This window comes from Trichococcus patagoniensis (genome assembly GCF_003051085.1).
GTDB lineage: Bacteria > Bacillota > Bacilli > Lactobacillales > Aerococcaceae > Trichococcus > Trichococcus patagoniensis.
The window spans coordinates 152,736-170,659 of sequence record NZ_QAOM01000003.1; the positions used below are offsets into that span (position 1 = coordinate 152,736).

16 protein-coding genes and 1 other annotated feature are annotated in these 17,924 nt (G+C 51.3%); of the genes, 4 read left to right on the top strand and 12 right to left on the bottom strand.

What is annotated here, in order from left to right; translation table 11 throughout:
• Positions 1-33 precede the first annotated feature (33 nt).
• Complete coding sequence (locus C8U37_RS02970; RefSeq protein WP_108031775.1) at positions 34-1,272, bottom strand: peptidase U32 family protein; 1,239 nt, start codon at positions 1,270-1,272, stop codon at positions 34-36.
• Positions 1,273-1,308: 36 nt separating this feature from the next.
• Positions 1,309-2,229 (bottom strand): peptidase U32 family protein, encoded by a 921-nt coding sequence (locus tag C8U37_RS02975; protein ID WP_108031776.1) that lies wholly within the window; start codon positions 2,227-2,229, stop codon positions 1,309-1,311.
• A gap of 249 nt (positions 2,230-2,478) precedes the next feature.
• Between C8U37_RS02975 and C8U37_RS02980 the strand changes: the two genes are divergently transcribed.
• Positions 2,479-4,026, top strand: coding sequence for an NAD(P)H-hydrate dehydratase (locus tag C8U37_RS02980; protein ID WP_108031777.1), 1,548 nt, complete (start codon positions 2,479-2,481; stop codon positions 4,024-4,026).
• 345 nt (positions 4,027-4,371) lie between these two features.
• Here C8U37_RS02980 and C8U37_RS02985 read toward each other — a convergent pair whose 3' ends face one another.
• Complete coding sequence (locus tag C8U37_RS02985; RefSeq protein WP_108031778.1) at positions 4,372-4,971, bottom strand: cob(I)yrinic acid a,c-diamide adenosyltransferase; 600 nt, start codon at positions 4,969-4,971, stop codon at positions 4,372-4,374.
• 220 nt (positions 4,972-5,191) lie between these two features.
• Here C8U37_RS02985 and C8U37_RS02990 point away from each other — a divergent pair, with 220 nt between their 5' ends.
• On the top strand, positions 5,192-6,475 hold the full coding sequence (locus C8U37_RS02990; RefSeq protein WP_108031779.1) for an AI-2E family transporter: 1,284 nt from the start codon (positions 5,192-5,194) through the stop codon (positions 6,473-6,475).
• Positions 6,476-6,518: 43 nt separating this feature from the next.
• Here the strand turns inward: C8U37_RS02990 and C8U37_RS02995 are convergent, their stop codons facing one another.
• Positions 6,519-7,514: a sodium:calcium antiporter gene (locus tag C8U37_RS02995; RefSeq protein ID WP_108031780.1), complete on the bottom strand. Its 996-nt coding sequence runs from the start codon at positions 7,512-7,514 to the stop codon at positions 6,519-6,521.
• 37 nt (positions 7,515-7,551) lie between these two features.
• Positions 7,552-8,274, bottom strand: coding sequence for a hypothetical protein (locus C8U37_RS03000; RefSeq protein ID WP_108031781.1), 723 nt, complete (start codon positions 8,272-8,274; stop codon positions 7,552-7,554).
• A gap of 228 nt (positions 8,275-8,502) precedes the next feature.
• Here C8U37_RS03000 and C8U37_RS03005 point away from each other — a divergent pair, with 228 nt between their 5' ends.
• A complete protein-coding gene (locus C8U37_RS03005; RefSeq protein WP_170100171.1) occupies positions 8,503-9,252 on the top strand; it encodes an NRDE family protein in 750 nt (249 codons plus the stop codon).
• Positions 9,253-9,834: 582 nt separating this feature from the next.
• Here C8U37_RS03005 and gpmA read toward each other — a convergent pair.
• The 6 genes from gpmA to trpD all read right to left on the bottom strand — a co-directional run bounded on the left by gpmA (position 9,835) and on the right by trpD (position 14,946).
• Positions 9,835-10,521, bottom strand: a complete 687-nt coding sequence (gpmA, locus tag C8U37_RS03010) for a 2,3-diphosphoglycerate-dependent phosphoglycerate mutase (protein ID WP_108031831.1) — start codon at positions 10,519-10,521, stop codon at positions 9,835-9,837.
• 74 nt (positions 10,522-10,595) lie between these two features.
• Positions 10,596-11,372, bottom strand: a complete 777-nt coding sequence (gene trpA / locus C8U37_RS03015; protein ID WP_108031783.1) for a tryptophan synthase subunit alpha — start codon at positions 11,370-11,372, stop codon at positions 10,596-10,598.
• The gene (gene trpB, locus C8U37_RS03020; protein ID WP_108031784.1) at positions 11,365-12,546 is read right to left on the bottom strand and encodes a tryptophan synthase subunit beta; all 1,182 of its coding nucleotides are present in this window, start codon (positions 12,544-12,546) and stop codon (positions 11,365-11,367) included. The genes trpA and trpB overlap by 8 nt, the downstream gene beginning before the upstream one ends.
• Positions 12,543-13,154, bottom strand: coding sequence for a phosphoribosylanthranilate isomerase (locus C8U37_RS03025; RefSeq protein ID WP_211306108.1), 612 nt, complete (start codon positions 13,152-13,154; stop codon positions 12,543-12,545). Before C8U37_RS03025 ends, trpB begins: the two co-directional genes overlap by 4 nt.
• The gene (gene trpC, locus C8U37_RS03030) at positions 13,154-13,936 is read right to left on the bottom strand and encodes an indole-3-glycerol phosphate synthase TrpC (RefSeq protein ID WP_108031786.1); all 783 of its coding nucleotides are present in this window, start codon (positions 13,934-13,936) and stop codon (positions 13,154-13,156) included. Before trpC ends, C8U37_RS03025 begins: the two co-directional genes overlap by 1 nt.
• Complete coding sequence (trpD, locus tag C8U37_RS03035) at positions 13,933-14,946, bottom strand: anthranilate phosphoribosyltransferase (RefSeq protein ID WP_108031832.1); 1,014 nt, start codon at positions 14,944-14,946, stop codon at positions 13,933-13,935. The genes trpC and trpD overlap by 4 nt, the downstream gene beginning before the upstream one ends.
• Positions 14,947-15,051: 105 nt before the next feature.
• Positions 15,052-15,294: a binding site (T-box leader), on the bottom strand.
• 170 nt (positions 15,295-15,464) lie between these two features.
• Between trpD and C8U37_RS03040 the strand changes: the two genes are divergently transcribed.
• Positions 15,465-15,974: a DNA-deoxyinosine glycosylase gene (locus tag C8U37_RS03040; RefSeq protein WP_211306109.1), complete on the top strand. Its 510-nt coding sequence runs from the start codon at positions 15,465-15,467 to the stop codon at positions 15,972-15,974.
• Positions 15,975-16,446: 472 nt separating this feature from the next.
• Here C8U37_RS03040 and C8U37_RS03045 read toward each other — a convergent pair whose 3' ends face one another.
• Positions 16,447-17,727 (bottom strand): O-acetylhomoserine aminocarboxypropyltransferase/cysteine synthase family protein, encoded by a 1,281-nt coding sequence (locus C8U37_RS03045; protein ID WP_108031787.1) that lies wholly within the window; start codon positions 17,725-17,727, stop codon positions 16,447-16,449.
• Positions 17,728-17,924: the final 197 nt, after the last annotated feature.

The following is a 17,924-nucleotide window of genomic DNA, read 5'->3' on the forward strand; positions in this document are numbered from 1 at the left end:
TGAAAAAAGCAAATCTGAAGACTTCAGCTTTTCTTATTTCTTTTTGCGGATCATATCGAAACGCTCGATCACGAAAGGAACCTTCATCTTCACGATCATCATGGCGTTAGGCGCACGGTCGATCGCTTCATCGTGTTCGTTCCAGATGGCTTCCACAGTCAGTATGTTGTGGCGCAAACCCGGTCCGTAGAATTCGATTTCGTCCCCGACACCGAAATTGTTGCGTTGTTGGATCGTAGCCATCTGCGTTTCCGGATCGTATGCCAGCACTTGGCCGATGAAGCCGTAGCGCGGAATTTTGCGGCGCTGGCCGAAGAGCTGTTCATCCTCGGTCGGATCTTTATAGAAGAAACCGGTCGCCAATTCGCGCTGCGCGACTTTCCATAATTCATCCACCCATTCCTGCTTCAGTTCGTAATGGTCGGGATCGGCGCAATAAGCATCCACGGCTTTGCGGTAGACGTTGACTACCGTCGACACGTAATGGATCGATTTCATGCGCCCTTCAATCTTAAGGCTGTCGACCCCGCTCTCGATCAGATCGGGCAGGTGCTCCAGCATCGAAAGATCGACGGCACTCATGGAAAATTTTTCTTCGATGCCTTCTTCGCCGGCACCTACAGGATTCTGTTGCCCCAACAACGGCATATCGAACAGACCATATTTCCAACGGCAAGACTGCGCGCAGCCTCCGCGGTTGGCATCACGGTTCGACATGTGGTTGGAAAGGACACAACGGCCCGAGTAGGAGATGCACATCGCCCCATGGACGAAGGCTTCGATTTCGACATCGGTCTTCTCGTTCATTTCCTTGATTTCTGCCATCGATACTTCACGGGCCAAAACGACGCGTTCCAGGCCTTCGTTCGCCCAGAAATTCAGCGTCTGGTAGTTGGTCGCGGATGCCTGGGTGGACAAATGGATCGGCAAGCCCGGCGCATCGGTCACAGCGATTTCCATCAGCGCAGGATCCGAAATCAGGACCGCATCGATGCCGATATCGCGGATCGTGCGGAAGAATTCGCCAGCGCCTTCCTCGTTGCCTTCATGGGTGACCATATTCGCGGCGACATAGATCTTCGAACCGTGGCTATGCGCAAAAGCGACCGCTTCCGCCATCTCCTCATAGTCGAAATTGCCTGCACGGCTGCGCAAACCGTACGCTTCTCCGCCGATATAGACGGCGTCAGCTCCGTAATGGATGGCTGTCTTCAATTTTTCCAATGTTCCGCCCGGGGCCAAGACCTCGGGCTTCTTTGTTATTGTTCGCATGTGTGTATACACTCTCTTTCTTTCGGTATCAAAGTATCAGACGACTTCATTCGGATCCTTGGCATAGAAGCCGGAATCCAACTCACGGTTAGCGGGATGCAAAGCATGCAGTTCGGCATCCAAGCGTTCCGCCAATTCCTCCGTCCAGTTTCCTTCCGCAAAGGCTTCACGTGCCGCCACGAACAGTTTCGCGATTGCGACAAAATTTTCACCTGGGGTAAACAACCCATCCAGCATCCATTGCGAGACGCCGATAGCCGTCAGTTCGCCCAAATGAGGCATCAGATCAAGGTCATTGTTGGCGAAGATGTGTGTCCCGTTAAGGTCCTGATAGATGGAATAATGGGAATCCACTTTTTTCGGCTCCGAAATGAACAAGCCGCGTTCTTTGTCCACAGCTTCCTCTTTCTCGATGAAATTGAAATAATTTTCAAGCAGGTTGCGTTTCGATTGATGGATGCAAGTGGCACCGTACACCAATACTTCGACCGGCACTAACGCATCAGGGATCAGTTTCTTCATTTCCTCGAAAGGCACTTCGCGGGCCAGCACGGAACCGACCGCTCCCCTTTTCGCCCAGAAATTGATCTGTCCGCTTGAGGTCACCATGACTTGCGCATCATAACGGTAAGGGATGAATAAATCCTGTTCCCGCATGACTTGCACTACGCCAGGGTCTCCCAAGGTGATGCTGTCGACTGCCGCTTCACGCAGGAAAGCCAGATATTCGCCCACTTGATTGATCCGATCGTTATGGAAGATCGCATTCACCGCGGCACTGACCTGCGCGCCTTTCTCGTGCGCATAAGCAATGACCTCACGCTGTTCCTCTCTGGTGAAGGAGTAAGGCAAACGCAGTCCGTACTCATCCTCTCCTATATATAGTATATCTACACCGCAATCCACCAATTCCTTGGCTTGCGCTACTGACTCGGCTGTTGCAATCAGCTCGATCATCATACATTCCTCCCTTATTCGAGTTCCTTGATAAGATTATCACATTACTTATAAAAAGTGAATGACTGTTTTCCCTAAGTTTTCAGAAAATTATTGTGCAAAACCACTCTCGCTTGTTAAGGCAATCATTTTGTTTCCGCCTTGTATAGAGTTTCATCAGGCTCCCCGTATTCTTTCCAGCGCCAAGAATGGTATAATAGCAATTATGAAAATGGTATGACATCCACCAACCATCAGGAGGAACAATGAATGAAAAAACTTGTCAACAGCCAACAGATGAAGAAAATCGACGCCTTTACGATCGATGAGATCGGCATCCCAGCCATGGTGCTGATGGAAAATGCAGCGAATCAGGTCGTCGCAGCCATGGAAGAACGCATCTCAAGAGAGGACATCATCCTGGTGATCTGCGGTTCAGGCAACAACGGCGGCGACGGAATGGCGGCAGCCCGCATTTTATTGAACCACGGCTTCCAAGTGGATGTATTCTTGATCGGCGAACGCGACAGATTATCCGCTGAGTCCAAAAAACAACTCGACATCATCGAAAACTTGGACATGGTCATCTGGGATGAAGTCAGCGAAATCAATTTCAAAGGCTACACCGTCTTGGTCGATGCGATTTTCGGCATCGGATTGGACAGGCCGGCAGAAGGGAAATACGCGGAGACGATCCAACTCATGAACGCGTTCCAAGGCTATGTGTTTGCCGTCGACATCCCATCCGGCATCTCCGCAGACAATGGACAAGTGCTGGGGACCGCTGTCCGAGCGGATGTGACCATCACTTTCGGGATCGAAAAAATCGGCCAGCTGCTTTACCCAGGTTCTTTGCACACCGGAAAACTGATCGTCAGCGACATCGGTTTCCCGCCGAGCGCCATGGAAGTCATTTCTTCGAATGTGCTGTTTTACGACGAAAGCGATCTTTTTTCGCTTCCGAGACGCGCGGCTTATTCGAACAAAGGTACTTACGGTCGGGTCGTGATCATCGCCGGATCCGCAAACATGAGCGGAGCTGCCTTCCTGTCGGCAAAAGCCGCCTACCGTACCGGCGCAGGTCTGGTCCAGATCATCACACCGGATGAGAACCGCGCCATCCTTCAAATGCAGCTGCCTGAAGCAATCCTGACGACTTACCAGCCGAACGGGTTGGACAAGGAGAGCGAACGCCTGAAAATCATCGCCGCAGTGTCCTGCGCTGATGCGATTGTTGTCGGACCCGGAATCGGGAAATCCGATGCAGCTCGCATGGTAGTCGATTTGGTTCTCGAAAACAGTCAGCTCCCTTTGATCATCGATGCGGATGCCTTGAATATCCTTTCCGATCGTTTCAACGACGCAGCTTTGCCGGGGAACGATTCCCGTGCCCGCATCAGCGCAGTGGCGCAGGCCGTTCCGGTGGGGAGCATCCTTACCCCTCATTTGAAAGAACTGGCGCGTCTTTTGGATAAGGACTTGACGGAAATAAAAGCGGACCTTTTGGGGACTGCCGAGTTTTGCACGGCTGATTCGGATCTGACCTTTGTCATGAAGGATGCCCGGACTGTGGTTGCCCATCAGGATGAGCATTACATCAACGCATCCGGCAACAACGGCATGGCGACAGGCGGTTCGGGCGATGCCCTGACCGGCATCATCGCCGGCTTGTTGGCTCAAGGCTTGGTCCCTTCCGAAGCGGCCAAATTGGGTGTCTACATCCACGGTTTGGCGGGCGATATCGCAGCCCAGGAAAAATCCGAATACAGCTTGATGGCTTCGGATCTCATCGAGGCTTTGCCAGCGGTATTGCGCTGATTCTTTACTGTAAAATAAACGAAACGCACAAGGAAATCCGGCAGACGGAATTCTTGTGCGTTTTTTTGCATTCGCGCGTTGAATAAGGCATATGCATAGACTCCGATGTTTGGTGGCCGGAGGAAATCTGCCTGCGGGTTCCTCAGCTCCGAGGAGCGATCTGTTGGCCGGAGAACATGTATTTTCAGGCGGCCGAACTCCGGCGAAGCCTCGCTGACCGGAGGTGACATTTTTGTGGAGTTCTCTTCTCCGGCGAAAGGGCCCTTCACCGGAGGAGAACCACCGCTCTCCTCCATACAAAAAGGAGGCCGGACGTCAACAGACCCCCGGACTCCTTGCTTATGCTTATTTACCCTCGGAACTCTCCTTATCTCCGGAAATGCGGAACACTTTTTCGCTGCGCTCATACGGGACATCAGGAACGCCTTTGCGGGCGTTGGCGACCCGGGCCACGACAAACAGATAGTCCGAAAGACGGTTGATGAACTTCAGCACGAACGGATTCACTTCGTCCGGCTCTTGCTCCATGAAGGTGACGATCCGGCGTTCCGCGTCACGGGTCGTCGTCCGCAAAATGTGGAACCAACTTGCCAGTTCCGTTCCTCCAGGTATGATGAAGTACTGGATTTCCTCCGGCTCTTCACTGTAGCCGTCGATTTTCTTCTCCAACCAATCGATGTGATCCTGCACGAGCTTGTACTCCCGGTGCCCTTTCGGGATCGACAAATCTGAGGAACAATCGAACAGGAACTGTTGGATGAGCGCCATGTCCTCCTGGATGTCCTCTCCGCAATCATTTTTCGTGCGGACAAGCCCGAACCATGAGTTCAGACCATCCAGCGCGCCGAAAGCTTCGATCCTTTCGGCATTTTTCGGAAGTGCTTTCCCTCCTCCGATGCGTGTGTTGCCTTTATCGCCGGTGCGTGTATAGATGCTGTATTTCATAAGTTTCCTCCTCTATTGCTGGTTCTGGTTCTGGTTCTGGTTCTGTCATTCTAACACATTTCATTCCGGCACCCCCAAACCAGCAATCGAACGACAGAATTTTCCGGAAATACGACCTTTGCAGTATGGCTTTCAAAGGGAACTCTGGTAAACTAAAAATAGAAAACCGCTATGCCGCTATACGGGCCAAATCCGACTACGGCATAAGAAAGGACAGCATATGCAAAAGAAAGAAACGAAAATAACAATACCCGAAGATACGCGCCTCATCTCCTTTTTGGGCGGCAAGACAATCATCTATATCCTGTCCACCCTGATTCTGATCGGTGTGCTCATCTTTACGCTGGATACCATTTCATTCATTTTCAAACCGCTGCAGGTCATTTTTTCGACCATCGTTGCGCCCGTGATTTTAGCAATCGTCTTCTATTATATATTCAATCCGATGGTGACCTTCCTTGAAAGAAGGAAAATCAACCGGGGAATGGCGACATCAATCATCTTTGTACTCTTCATTCTGATGTTGGTATATGGGGTTGTGCTTTTGGTTCCGATTTTGTCCAGCCAGCTCACCAATCTGGTCAATGAATTTCCTACCTACATTGAACAGATGAATGCCTATTTCGACAGACTGCTCGCGAACAGTACTTTCAAGGACTATTATGAGCAAGCGCAAAATTGGCTGGACAGCACAGTCGGCAGTATCCCTGAGATGATTCTGGCCTGGATCGGCAACTCGAGCGAAAAAATCATGAACATCTTCTCCACCATTTCCAGCGTAATGGTCGTAGCAGTCACTTTCCCGGTCATCCTTTTCTTCATGCTGAAGGACCAAGGAAAATTTCAACCGTTTGTCATGAAGAACATCCCGCCTGTTTTCCGCAATGATATCGAAAAGATATCCAGACAGATGTCGCTTCAGGTAGGTTCCTATGTCCAAGGCCAGCTGCTCGTTGCCTTGAGTCTGGGTGCCTTGCTGATAGTCGGTTATTTGATCATCGGCCTGGATTACGCCTTCGTCCTTGCCCTGATCGCTACCTTGACGGCGGTCATTCCTTTCATCGGAGCCACCATTGGGGTCATCCCGGCTTTGTTCGTGGCGGCCTTCACCTCTCCGGCCATGCTCCTGAAAATGGTTGTTGTCTGGGCATTGGCGCAGCTCATTCAAGGCAACATCATCGAACCGAGCATCATAGGCCGGAACTTGAAGATGCATCCGTTGATGATCATCATCGTTTTGCTGATCATGGGCAATCTGCTTGGTTTTATCGGCATGATTTTAGGTGTGCCGCTATTCGCGATGCTGAAGATTCTCTTCGAGCATGTACTCGAAAAATTCAAGCTGCGGTACAATCGTTATTTTGGCGAAGTGGCCGGTCCATTCGAGCTGGACGAGGAAGAGCCTGTCTTGGTGAACGGCTCCACACCCGTAAAGGATTTCGCGACCGTAGATATTGCCCGGGATGTTCCGGAGCGCGTTAACGATACTGAAGAAGAAAAGTAGAAAAGAAGGTTCGTGGCCCTTGTGGGGATCACGAACCTTCTTTCTATAGAAAATAGTTCCATATCAGATACAGGAAGTAGAACAGTATCAAGATACGCCCTTCTTTTTTGCTGATGACGTCCCGTTTGTTGTTATAGGAAAAATACCCCAAAACCGCCAGCAGAATAGCCAAAGCCGGAAAATGGATCTGATAGAAATCCGGGCTGACAACCATTCCTCCCGGTGTCAATCCTAATGCCACCCCGAGAACGAACAAAGTATTCAATAGGTTGGAACCCATGATGTTCCCCATCGCCAAAGCGCCGTAGCCTTTTTTTACGGAAACAATGGTTGTGCTTATTTCCGGCAATCCGGTTCCGAAGGCCACAACTGTGGAAGCGATGACCGAATCGGGGATGCCAATCCGGGCAGCACCGATTTCCACCGTACTTACCAATACAGAGGCACTCGCAATCACAAAGCCTGCACTGATGAGCAACTTAATCAATTTGACCAGAATCGGGAGACCTTTTTCCTTGTCTTCTTCTATGATGGCCTCTTGATCAGACTTCTTTCCTTCCCGCACTGTCCAATAGAAATAAACGGGAGTCAGCATCAGGAAGACTATGCCCAGCCACTGCGGAATCTTTCCTTGGCCATCCGCATGAAAGACCGGCAATGAGGAGAGGATCAGCAAAAGCGAAAGCCCGGACAAGACAGTATGTTTATGCGCCGTCTTCCGGTTGACGGGTATGCTTCCGTAAAGCGCTCCGATTCCCAGAATGAAGCTGGTGTTCACGAATGTCGATCCAACCACATTTCCCAAAGCCAGAATGCCGTTACCCTTTAAGGAAGAAGAGATCGATACCGCCAGTTCCGGCAACGAGGTTCCCAAAGAAACAATCGTAGCACCGATCACAAGCTGGGACATCCCCCACTCCAAAGACAACGAAACGGCTTCATCGACCAGGATATCTGTCGCCTTGGACAGCACCCAGATGCAGAGGACAAGCACTGCAACCAGCACATATCCGTTCATCTGTTCCAATAGCAGTAACATTGTCCCACTCCTTTATACGAGGAACTGATCATTCCGTCTAGTAAGTGATTTGCTGATAGTCCGCTGGTATTTCAAAAGCATCCTCCGACACGTTATCGGACAATTCCAGTATTTCCATGACCGATTCAAATGATTCATCAATCGTCTTGATTTTCTTCAGGTCGGAACCATCAAAATAGTAGAAGATTTGTGTGCCGCTCGTTGTGCGATATTCTTCGTACACTAGCCCATCTTCCTTGCCGCTGCCGATGTATTCGATGTCATCCACTTCGACCGGCTCACTTGATTCCGGAATTTCCGGCAGGGTCTCATCCCCCTCAGTCATAGTCTGGGGCATAACGATCACCGTTTTACTGACATGGTCGATCATATAGATATTGCCGTCCATCATCACCATTGCGGTTTCGGTGTCTGCGGATTTTGATTGCATCGCGGTCCTGTCGCCAGAAACGGTCATCATCGTCTCGGATTCCATCATTTCGCCTTCGAATGTTGTCGTGGAACGGAAAGCCATATAGTAATTACCGCTGTCCATAATGTCGATATAGCTTTTCGATAGTTTGCCGAGACGGTCGCCGACTTCAGCGGATTCCGCCGATGCTGCTTCCGTTTCGCTGCTCGCGTTACTGGCTGCCGAACTGCTCTGTGCTGTCGCTGCGGAAGAACTCTCTTCTGCAGGCGTTTCCTGCGTTTGGCTGCAACTTGCCAGAAAAAGACTGATCAGCAAAACTGTCCAATATTTTTTTCTATCCTTTAGCATCCTAAACAACTCCTTCGAATAGTGTCGATTCTGTCGCTACATTTCCGATTGGCACGGTGGCTTTCTGTCATCCTTATTATAGCTCATATCCGGCGTGTTTTGAAATTTTGGATAAGCGGTCGAGTAGCATTCAGCTGGACTTGGCTCTACGGGGATTCTTCATTTCAGCCTTGAAGGTTGCGCATGCTATACTTAACAAAAGAACAACATCTTACTGGGGGAATAGTTATGTGCCTGATATCTATGCAACTCAACCAAAATGCGTCTTACAAATTGATATTCGTGGCCAATCGGGATGAGCAATATGACCGGCCATCCCTGGCTGCACACTTCTGGCCGGAGCATCCTAATCTGTTGGCCGGAAAAGACTTGAGCGCTCACGGCACTTGGCTTGGCATCACCAGACAAGGCAGGATCGCCGCCGTGACCAATAGTTATTTGACGTCCGATCAGGAATCCGATAACAAGCTGTCCCGCGGCAACCTCGTGATGGATTACTTGACCGGAGCTACTGGACCCGGGGACTATCTGAATCAGATCAAACAGCAACGGACCGACTACAACGGCTTCAACCTGATCGTCGGTTCAAGCTACAGCCTCCATCATTACAATAACATTTTGGACGAGTACAGCGTCCTTCAAACAGGCAACCACGCCGTCAGCAATGCCACGCTCGATACGCCATGGCCGAAAGTCACCCACACCAAAGCAGCAATGGCCGAACTGGCTGTCCAGTCCCCTCTTGATGAAGAGGCCATCTTCGGCATGATGGCGGATCGGACGCCCCCGTCGGATTTGCCGATTTTGCGCGCCGTCTCCGCCAATTTCATCCAGACCGAACGCTACGGCACCCGCTCCACAACACTGATCCTCATCGGCCATTCCGATCAAGTAACTTTTGTGGAAAGAACCTACCTGCAGGACGGGACCAGCAGTGATGTCCGTTTCAACTTTCACTTGATGGCTGAAGAAAAATGATGCAACAAAAGATGCGGAGGCTGTCTCAATTGAGATGGCTTCTTCTTTTGTTTGTAAGCAAATGAATATTTGGTTGTCGACTGTTGGAATGACTACGAATATCGTTCAGTCGAAAGATGCGGGATCTCTCGACAGTTCAGGAACCCGTCCTGGGCATACGCCCGACAGAAGTGCAATCTGTCTGGTGTTTTGCGGTTTTCGGTAATCGTTCAGTCGACAATTGTGGGATCTCTCGACAGTTCGTGAACCCGTCCTGGGCATACGCCCGACAGAAGTGCGATCTGTCTGGTGTTTTGCGGTTTTCGGTAATCGTTCAGTCGACAATTGTGGGATCTCTCGACAGTTCAGGAACCCGTCCTGGGCATACGCCCGACAGAATTGCGATCTGTCTGGTGTTTTGCGGTTTTCGGTAATCGTTCAGTCGACAGATGCGGGTTGTCTCGGGTCTCCGCCCCCGCAAAATTAGTTTTGGCGGGTTATTTCTGATTATCAATTCAATTACTATTTAAAATCAAAGGGGTGTCTCAAACGTTCATGTGGGCTTCGCCCACATGAACGTTTGAGACACCCCCATCTTTCTTATTAAAGATAGTATTTTCTGATGATCGTCAAATCGTCATTCAACTCATAGACTAATGGTTGTCCGGTAGGGATTTCCAGTTGCATGATTTCATCATCGGGTATTTCTTCGAGGTACTTGATCAGCGCCCGCAGGGAATTTCCATGGGCCGCCACCAATACCGTTTTCCGATCCAATATTGCCGGTGCGATCTGATCTTCCCAGAATGGGATAACACGTTCCAAGGTTGTCTCGAGGTTCTCTCCCATCGGAATGACCCGTTTCTGGAGATTGGCATAACGGCGGTCATTTGCCGGTGACAAGGGGTTATTCGGATCCATTAATGGCGGCAATGTATTATAGGATCGACGCCATTTAAGGACCTGTTCTTCCCCATATTTTTCTGCTGTCTGCTGTTTATTCAGGCCTTGCAGATCACCATAATGGCGTTCATTGAGGCGCCAACTTTTGACTTCAGGTATCCATAATTGGTCGGTTTCCTCCAGAATGATATGACAGGTTCTGATCGCCCGTTTCAAAACCGACGTGAAGGCCATATCAAGTTCAATGCCGGCTGCCTTCAGCTTTTGTCCAGCTTCTTTCGCTTCCAGAACTCCCTGTTCGCTCAAATCGACATCCGTCCAGCCCGTAAACAAGTTCAACAGATTCCATTCGCTCACACCGTGACGCACAAGAATAATCCTCCGCATCATCGTCACCACTTTCCGCCTGTTATTTTCTTTCATTATACTGCTACAGGCGGTGCTGTTCACGCGTAAAGACTTCAGCTTCCGCTGCGGATGGCTCCCACCATTTCAGCCACGAAGGCTCCGACCGGTTTGGGCGAGTCTTTCCCGTATTTTTCCATGATGTTGATGATTGCCGAACCGATGATGACACCGTCCCCGATTTCGCTCATGGCCCTGGCCTGTTGGGCGTTGGAAATCCCGAAGCCGATGGCGCAGGGGATATCGCTGACTTTGCGGATTTCCGCCAGCATGCTGTCGATATCGGTCGTGATGTCGCTGCGGACGCCGGTGACGCCCAAGGAAGAAACGACGTACAGGAAACCTTCCGCTTCTTTGGCGATCATGGCAATCCGCTCCGCCGAAGAAGGTGCCACCATGGAAATGTAGGTGATGCCATGTTCCCGGCAGGCTTCCTGGATGAAGCCCTTCTCCTCGAACGGAACATCCGGAATGATGACGCCATCGACGCCGGTCTCTTTGCAGCGCGCCATGAATTTATCGATGCCATAGACAAACACCGGATTGATGTAGGTCATGAAGACGAAAGGTGTGTCGATTTCGGTGCGCAACTCAGCGACCATCCGGAAAATATCGTCCGTATTGATGCCGTTCGCCAAAGCCCGCTCATCCGCTTTTTGGATGGCAGGACCTTCAGCAACCGGATCGGAGAACGGGATGCCGATTTCGACGATGTCCGCTCCGTTCGCAACGATTGCCCTGATCAGTTCCTTTGTGGTTTCCAGGTCGGGATCCCCCGCCGTCACGAAAGGTATGAATGCCTTGTGCTTGAAGGCAGCTGTGATTTTATTCATGGATATCCACTCCCTTGTATCTTGCGATTGCTGCGACGTCCTTATCGCCGCGGCCCGACAAACAGATGACGATGATTTTTTCCGAATCCAACGTCGGCGCCAAGACCATGGCATGCGCGATCGCATGCGAGCTTTCGATGGCCGGGATGATCCCTTCCATCCGCGCCAGGTATTCAAAGGCAGCGACAGCCTCGTCATCGGTCACCGAGACGTACTCGGCGCGGCCGCGGTCATAGAGATCCGCATGCTCCGGTCCGATGCCCGGATAGTCCAGACCGGCCGAAATCGAGTAGACGGGCGCGATCTGGCCGTATTCGTCCTGGCAAAAATACGATTTCATGCCGTGGAAAATGCCCGGTGTGCCGGTCGCGATCGTCGCAGCCGTGTCCTGTGTGTGGATCCCTCTGCCGGCAGCTTCGCAGCCGATCAGCCGCACGCTTTCGTCGCCGATGAAGTCATAGAAAGTCCCGATCGCATTCGAACCGCCGCCGACGCAAGCCATCACGACATCCGGCAACTTGCCTTCCGCCTGGGCCATCTGGGCTTTGGTCTCTTCCCCGATGATCTTCTGGAAATCGCGGACCATGGTCGGGAATGGATGCGGACCCATGACAGAGCCGATGCAGTAATGCGATTCTTCAAATGTGGAAGCCCAATCCTTCATCGCTTCGTTGACCGCGTCCTTGAGTGTGGCGGTGCCGCTCGTCACGGGAATCACCTTCGTGCCCAACAATTCCATCCGGAACACGTTCAAAGCTTGACGCTGGGTGTCCTCTTCGCCCATGTAGACGACGCACTCCATATCCAAAAGCGCAGCTGCTGTGGCTGTTGCCACGCCATGTTGGCCGGCGCCGGTCTCCGCGATGATCCGTTTCTTGCCCATCTTTTTGGCCAACAATACTTGGCCGAGCGCATTGTTGATTTTATGCGAGCCCGTGTGGTTCAGGTCTTCGCGTTTCAGGTAGACTTTCGCCCCGCCGAGGTTCTTCGTCATCTTTTCCGCGAAATAGAGGCGGGATGGCCTGCCTGCGTAGTTGTCCAACAGATCATTCAATTCTTTTTTGAATTCCGGATCCTCTTTGAATCGGAAAAAAGCTTCCGACAGTTCCAAGCAAGCGTTCATCAACGTTTCGGGAATGAACTGTCCCCCGTGTGCACCGAAATAACTTGTCATTTTTTTGACCTCCTAATGATTTCCATTACTGCTCTGATTTTTTCAAAATCCTTCACGCCGTCCGTTTCGACGCCGCTCGAGATATCCACTGCGTATGGCTGTATTTGTTCGATGGCTGCTTCGAGATTGCCGGCATGCAGGCCGCCCGCCAGGAAGAATGGGTGCGTTGCTTCTTTCAGCAATTCCCAGTTGAATGTCTTTCCCGTTCCACCCGCCACACCGCTCTGGTAAGTGTCATAGAGAATTATATCGGCTGCGTAGTCCTTCTTGACATCGGCGGCATCTTTGACCGCGACAGCTTTGATGATGGGAAGCGTGATCCGCTTGCCCAGTTCCTCGATGTAGGCATTATCTTCATCGCCGTGGAGCTGCACAATCTGGATGGCTCGGCTTTCCACGATGGCGACGATGTTTTCGATCGGTTCGTTTACGAAGACGCCTACTGCCGGAATGGCATCAATCAAGGCTGCCCTGATTTCCAGCGCCTGCTCCAAAGAAATCTGGCGCTTGCTCGGGGCAAAAATGAATCCTGCAAAATCCGGGCGCAGCTCGTTCAGCATTTCCGCATCCTCGACGCGTTTGAGGCCGCAGATCTTCACTTTGACCATCAGCCGATTCCCCGCAGGCGGTCCAGCATGCCTTTTTTATCCGGCGAGACCATCATCGTTTCGCCGATCAGGATGGCATCGACGTGGCCCTCCTCCAATTCGATGACTTGCTGCCTTTCCGAGATGCCGCTCTCGGCCACGAAAAGGATGTCATCCGGCACCAGTGCGCGCAGCCTGATGGATTGCTGGATATCCACTTTGAAAGTCTTCAGATCGCGGTTGTTGACGCCGATGATCTTCGGATTCGTCCGCAGCGCTTTAAGGAGCTCTTCTTCGGTATGGGCCTCCACCAAGGCCGAAAGCCCCAGTTCGCGGGCCAAACGTTGGAAGGCATCCAACTCCTCCTCGTTCAGGATGGTCGCGATCAAAAGCACGGCATCCGCACCGATGACTTTCGCCTCATAGATCTGGTAGGCATCTATGATGAAATCCTTTCTGATGACCGGCAGCGATACTGCCTTTTTTATTTCGGTAAGGAAGCGATTTTCGCCTTGGAAGAAATCGGGCTCCGTCAATACCGAAAGCGCGGATGCGCCGGCTTCCTCGTAGGCTTTGGCTATCTCAATGTAAGGGAAATCCTCCACGATCACGCCTTTCGAAGGGGATGCCTTCTTGCATTCGCAGATGAAATGCATCCCTTCACCGGTCAGCGCCTTTTCAAAAGGGAAATCCTGATTGATCGGCAGTGCCAAGGCGGCTTGTTTCATTTCTTCCAGCGGGATGACCTGTTTGGCTTTTTCCACCCGTATCTTTGTTGCTGCTATGATGTCGTCCAATATCATTTTGTCGCCTCCTGTGATGCCTTGATGAATTGCTCCAGTTTTTTCAAAGCCGCTCCGCTGTCGATCAATTCGGCTGCGCGTTTGATGCCGTCAGCGATCGTCAAGTCGTCGTTGGCCAAATAGATGGCCATGCCGGCGTTCAATAGCACGGTATCGCGCTTCGGTCCTTTTTCGCCACTTAGGATAGCCAAGGCAATTGTGGCATTCTCAGTTGGTTCTCCGCCTACAAGATCATCGCTTGTGCAGTATTCGAAACCATAGTCTTTCGGATCGAACGTGAAGTGGGTAACCTTGCCGTCGCGAAGCTCCGCGACCTCCGATGTTGTGGTCAATGTGATTTCATCCAGACCGTCATTTCCACCGAACACCAAAGCCCGTTCCATCTGCAATTGTTTCAGCACTTCAGCCATCGTGTCCACCAGTGCGACATCATACACACCAAGCAATTGCATATTCGCATTGGCCGGGTTCGCCAATGGCCCAAGGACGTTGAAGATCGTCCGGACGCCCATTTCTTTCCTTACGGGTGCCGCATGCTTCATCGATGGATGGTATTTTTGGGCGTACATGAAGCACATCCCGATTTCTTCCAGCATCGCTTCGCTGTGTTGCGCGCTGGCTTCGATGTTCACACCTAATTCTTCCAGCACATCCGCGCTGCCGCATTTGCTTGAGGAACTGCGGTTGCCGTGTTTCGCCACCGGGATCTCTGCGGCCGCGATGACAAAGGCAGAGACGGTTGAGATGTTGAAGGTGAAAGCTTGATCGCCGCCGGTTCCGACGATGTCCAATGCCGTCGTCTTGGTCCGCACCTTATTGGAAAAATCCCGCATCACTTCAGCGGAAGCACTGATTTCTCCGGCAGTCTCGCCCTTCATTCGCATAGCGGTCAGGTAAGCTGCAATCTGGACCGGGCTGGCTTGACCGCTCATGATCTGGTGCATGATGGTCTTCGTCAATTGCGGGGAAAGTTCTTCTTTTTTCACTAGTTTATCGATAGCAACCTTCATGCTGTCTTGCGGGAGAATTTCTTCGGTCTGTTTCGTGCTTTTTATATCAAGCATATCATTCACCTCATCATTTTTTGTGTACAAAAAAAGCCCTTGTCCCCCCTTTAAAGGGACAAGAGCTTGTATTCTCCTGCGATACCACCCAAATTGACGAAATGAATCGCCCACTCGTTCACATACCAACATATGTGCCTGTCTGTTAACGGACCAGGTTCCCCGTTTGCCCCTACTCTTTTCAAGGCAACCCTCTCAAGTCCATTCGGCATCCCCTTCGCTATCGCACTCTCACTGGCGGCGACTCTCTGGAAACAAGGTATGATGCGTACTTATCTTGATTATCGGTTTAATTAGATGGAAATGATTTTTCTAACGATTTCTTAATGTTGGGATTATTTTAACGCATCGCCATCCTTCCGTCAACTGTTTTATTCAAATTATTTGGCAAGCTCGAATGTTTCCTGCTCCGGCGCGGTTTTGGTAGAATGGAGACAAATTAGCGATGAAAGGATGTGCAGCATTTGAAACAGCCTGACAGAATCCACTCGATGGCACCCGTAATCGATTCCCAAGCCCAGGTCCTAATTCTGGGATCGATGCCCGGAGTGAAATCATTGGAAGCACAACACTACTACGGGAACCCGAGGAACCATTTCTGGCAAATCATTTTCTCCCTGCTCGGGGAAGATGATCCGGTGACCTACGAGGACCGCCTTACGCTTCTGAAAAAGCATCACGTCGCCCTCTGGGATGTCATCCACTCCTGTTACCGCGAAGGCAGCCTCGATTCAGCCATCAAAGAGGAATACCCAAACGATCTGAACAGCCTCCTGCGCGAGCATCCCGAAATCAAGGCCATCGCCTTCAACGGCGGAAAAGCTTTCCGCAGCTACAAAAAGCACTTCGGTCTGGATGAGGACTCCGGCTTGGTCTACCTCCCGCTCCCTTCGACCAGCCCCATGCGCGGGAAACATGTCAAAACGCTACCCGAAAAATTGGAAGCCTGGTCGGTGTTGGAGGAGTATCTTTAAAGAATCTGGTTAGGGCTGCTTGTCCGATTCTTTGCGGTTATCGGACAACTTCAGATACGTCTTCGGTCTGCTTGTCCGATTCTTAACAGTTATCGGACATCTTCCGTTACCACCGCGCTCTGCTTGTCCGATTCTTTACGGTTATCGGACATCCTCAGATACGTCTGTGCTCCGCTTGTCCGATTCTTTACGGTTATCGGACAACTTCAGATACGTCTTCGGTCTGCTTGTCCGATTCTTTGCGGTTATCGGACATCTTCAGATACGTCTGTGCTCCGCTTGTCCGATTCTTAACAGTTATCGGACAACTTCAGATACGTCTTCGGTCTGCTTGTCCGACTCTTTGCGGTTATCGGACAACTTCAGATTCAACTGCACTCTGCTTGTCCGATTCTTTGCAGTTATCGGACATCTTCCTATGCGAGCCAAAAAAGGCTGTCTACAAATGAGACAACCTTGGCTTTGATTTGTTTTAGATCTGTGCGAAGGCCTGATCCAAATCGGCGATGATGTCATCGGCATTCTCGATCCCGATGGAAAGACGGATCATATCCCCGGAAACGCCGGCAGCAATAAGGTCTTCTTCGCTCAGCTGCGCGTGGGTCGTGCTGGCCGGATGGATGACCAAGGATTTCGCATCGGCAACGTTCGCAAGCAACGAGAATAACTCTAACTTGTCGATCCATTCGATGCCGGCTTGTTTGCCTCCCTCGATGCCGAAAGTGAAGATCGAGCCGGTGCCTTTAGGGAAGTATTTGTCGGCTAAAGGCTTGTACTTGCTTTCAGGCAGTTCCGGATAATTCACCCAGGAAACTTTCGGATGCTTCGCCAGATAAGCGACGACCTTGCGGGTGTTCTCGACATGGCGTTCGACGCGCAGCGACAAAGTTTCGATCCCTTGCAGCAACAGGAAGGAATCGATCGGCCCGATGCAGGCTCCGGTATCGCGCAGCAATTGCACGCGGATTTTGGTCGTGAATGCACCAGGTCCCAAATCCGTATAGACCAAACCGTTGTAATGCGCATCCGGCGTCGTGAAGCCAGGATATCTTCCGCTGGCGGCGAAATCAAATTTCCCGGATTCGACGACGACGCCGCCCATTGTTGTGCCGTGTCCGCCCAGGAATTTCGTGGCGGAGTGGACCACAACATCGGCGCCGAATTCAAATGGACGGATCAGATAAGGCGTACCGAAAGTGTTGTCCACGATCAAAATGATGCCGTGGCTATGCGCGATTTCAGCGACCTTCTCGATATCGATCAGGTTCGTGCTCGGGTTGCCGATCGATTCGATGAAGATGGCTTTCGTCTTTTCCGTGATGGCCGCTTCGAAGTTAGCCGGATCTTCGGGATCAATGAAAGTTGTTTTGATGCCCAAATTAGGCAAAGTCGCGCTGAAAAGATTGTAGGTTCCCCCGTAAAGTGTGCTGGCCGCAACGATTTCATCGCCTGCATTCGCCACATTCAGGATCGCATACGTGATCGCAGCCGAACCTGAAGCGACCGTGACGGCGGATGTGCCGCCCTCAAGCGCAGCAACCCGGGCATCCACAACTGCGGTTGTCGGGTTCGTCAAACGGGTGTAGACATTTCCGGCATCCGTCAAAGCGAAGCGGCCGGCAGCCTGTTCCGCGCTGTCGAAGACGAAGGCGGTCGTTTGGTAGATTGGCACCGCACGGGCTCCGGTAACGGGATCCGGCACTTGGCCTGCATGTACTTGCAACGTTTCAAAACTGTAATTTTTCTCTGTCATTTGTCATCTTTCCCTTCTGATTTTCGATCTATTCTTGCATAGCGGTTGCTCTTTGGGTCATTGCCGATTAGCCGAGGTTGCTTCTGTTCATTTTTCTGATTGCTACAAAAAGTAAAAAAGCCCTCGTCCCTATATTCCAACTGATTGAAATACAGGGACGAAAGCTCTTCGTGTTACCACCCATGTTCGTACGGACC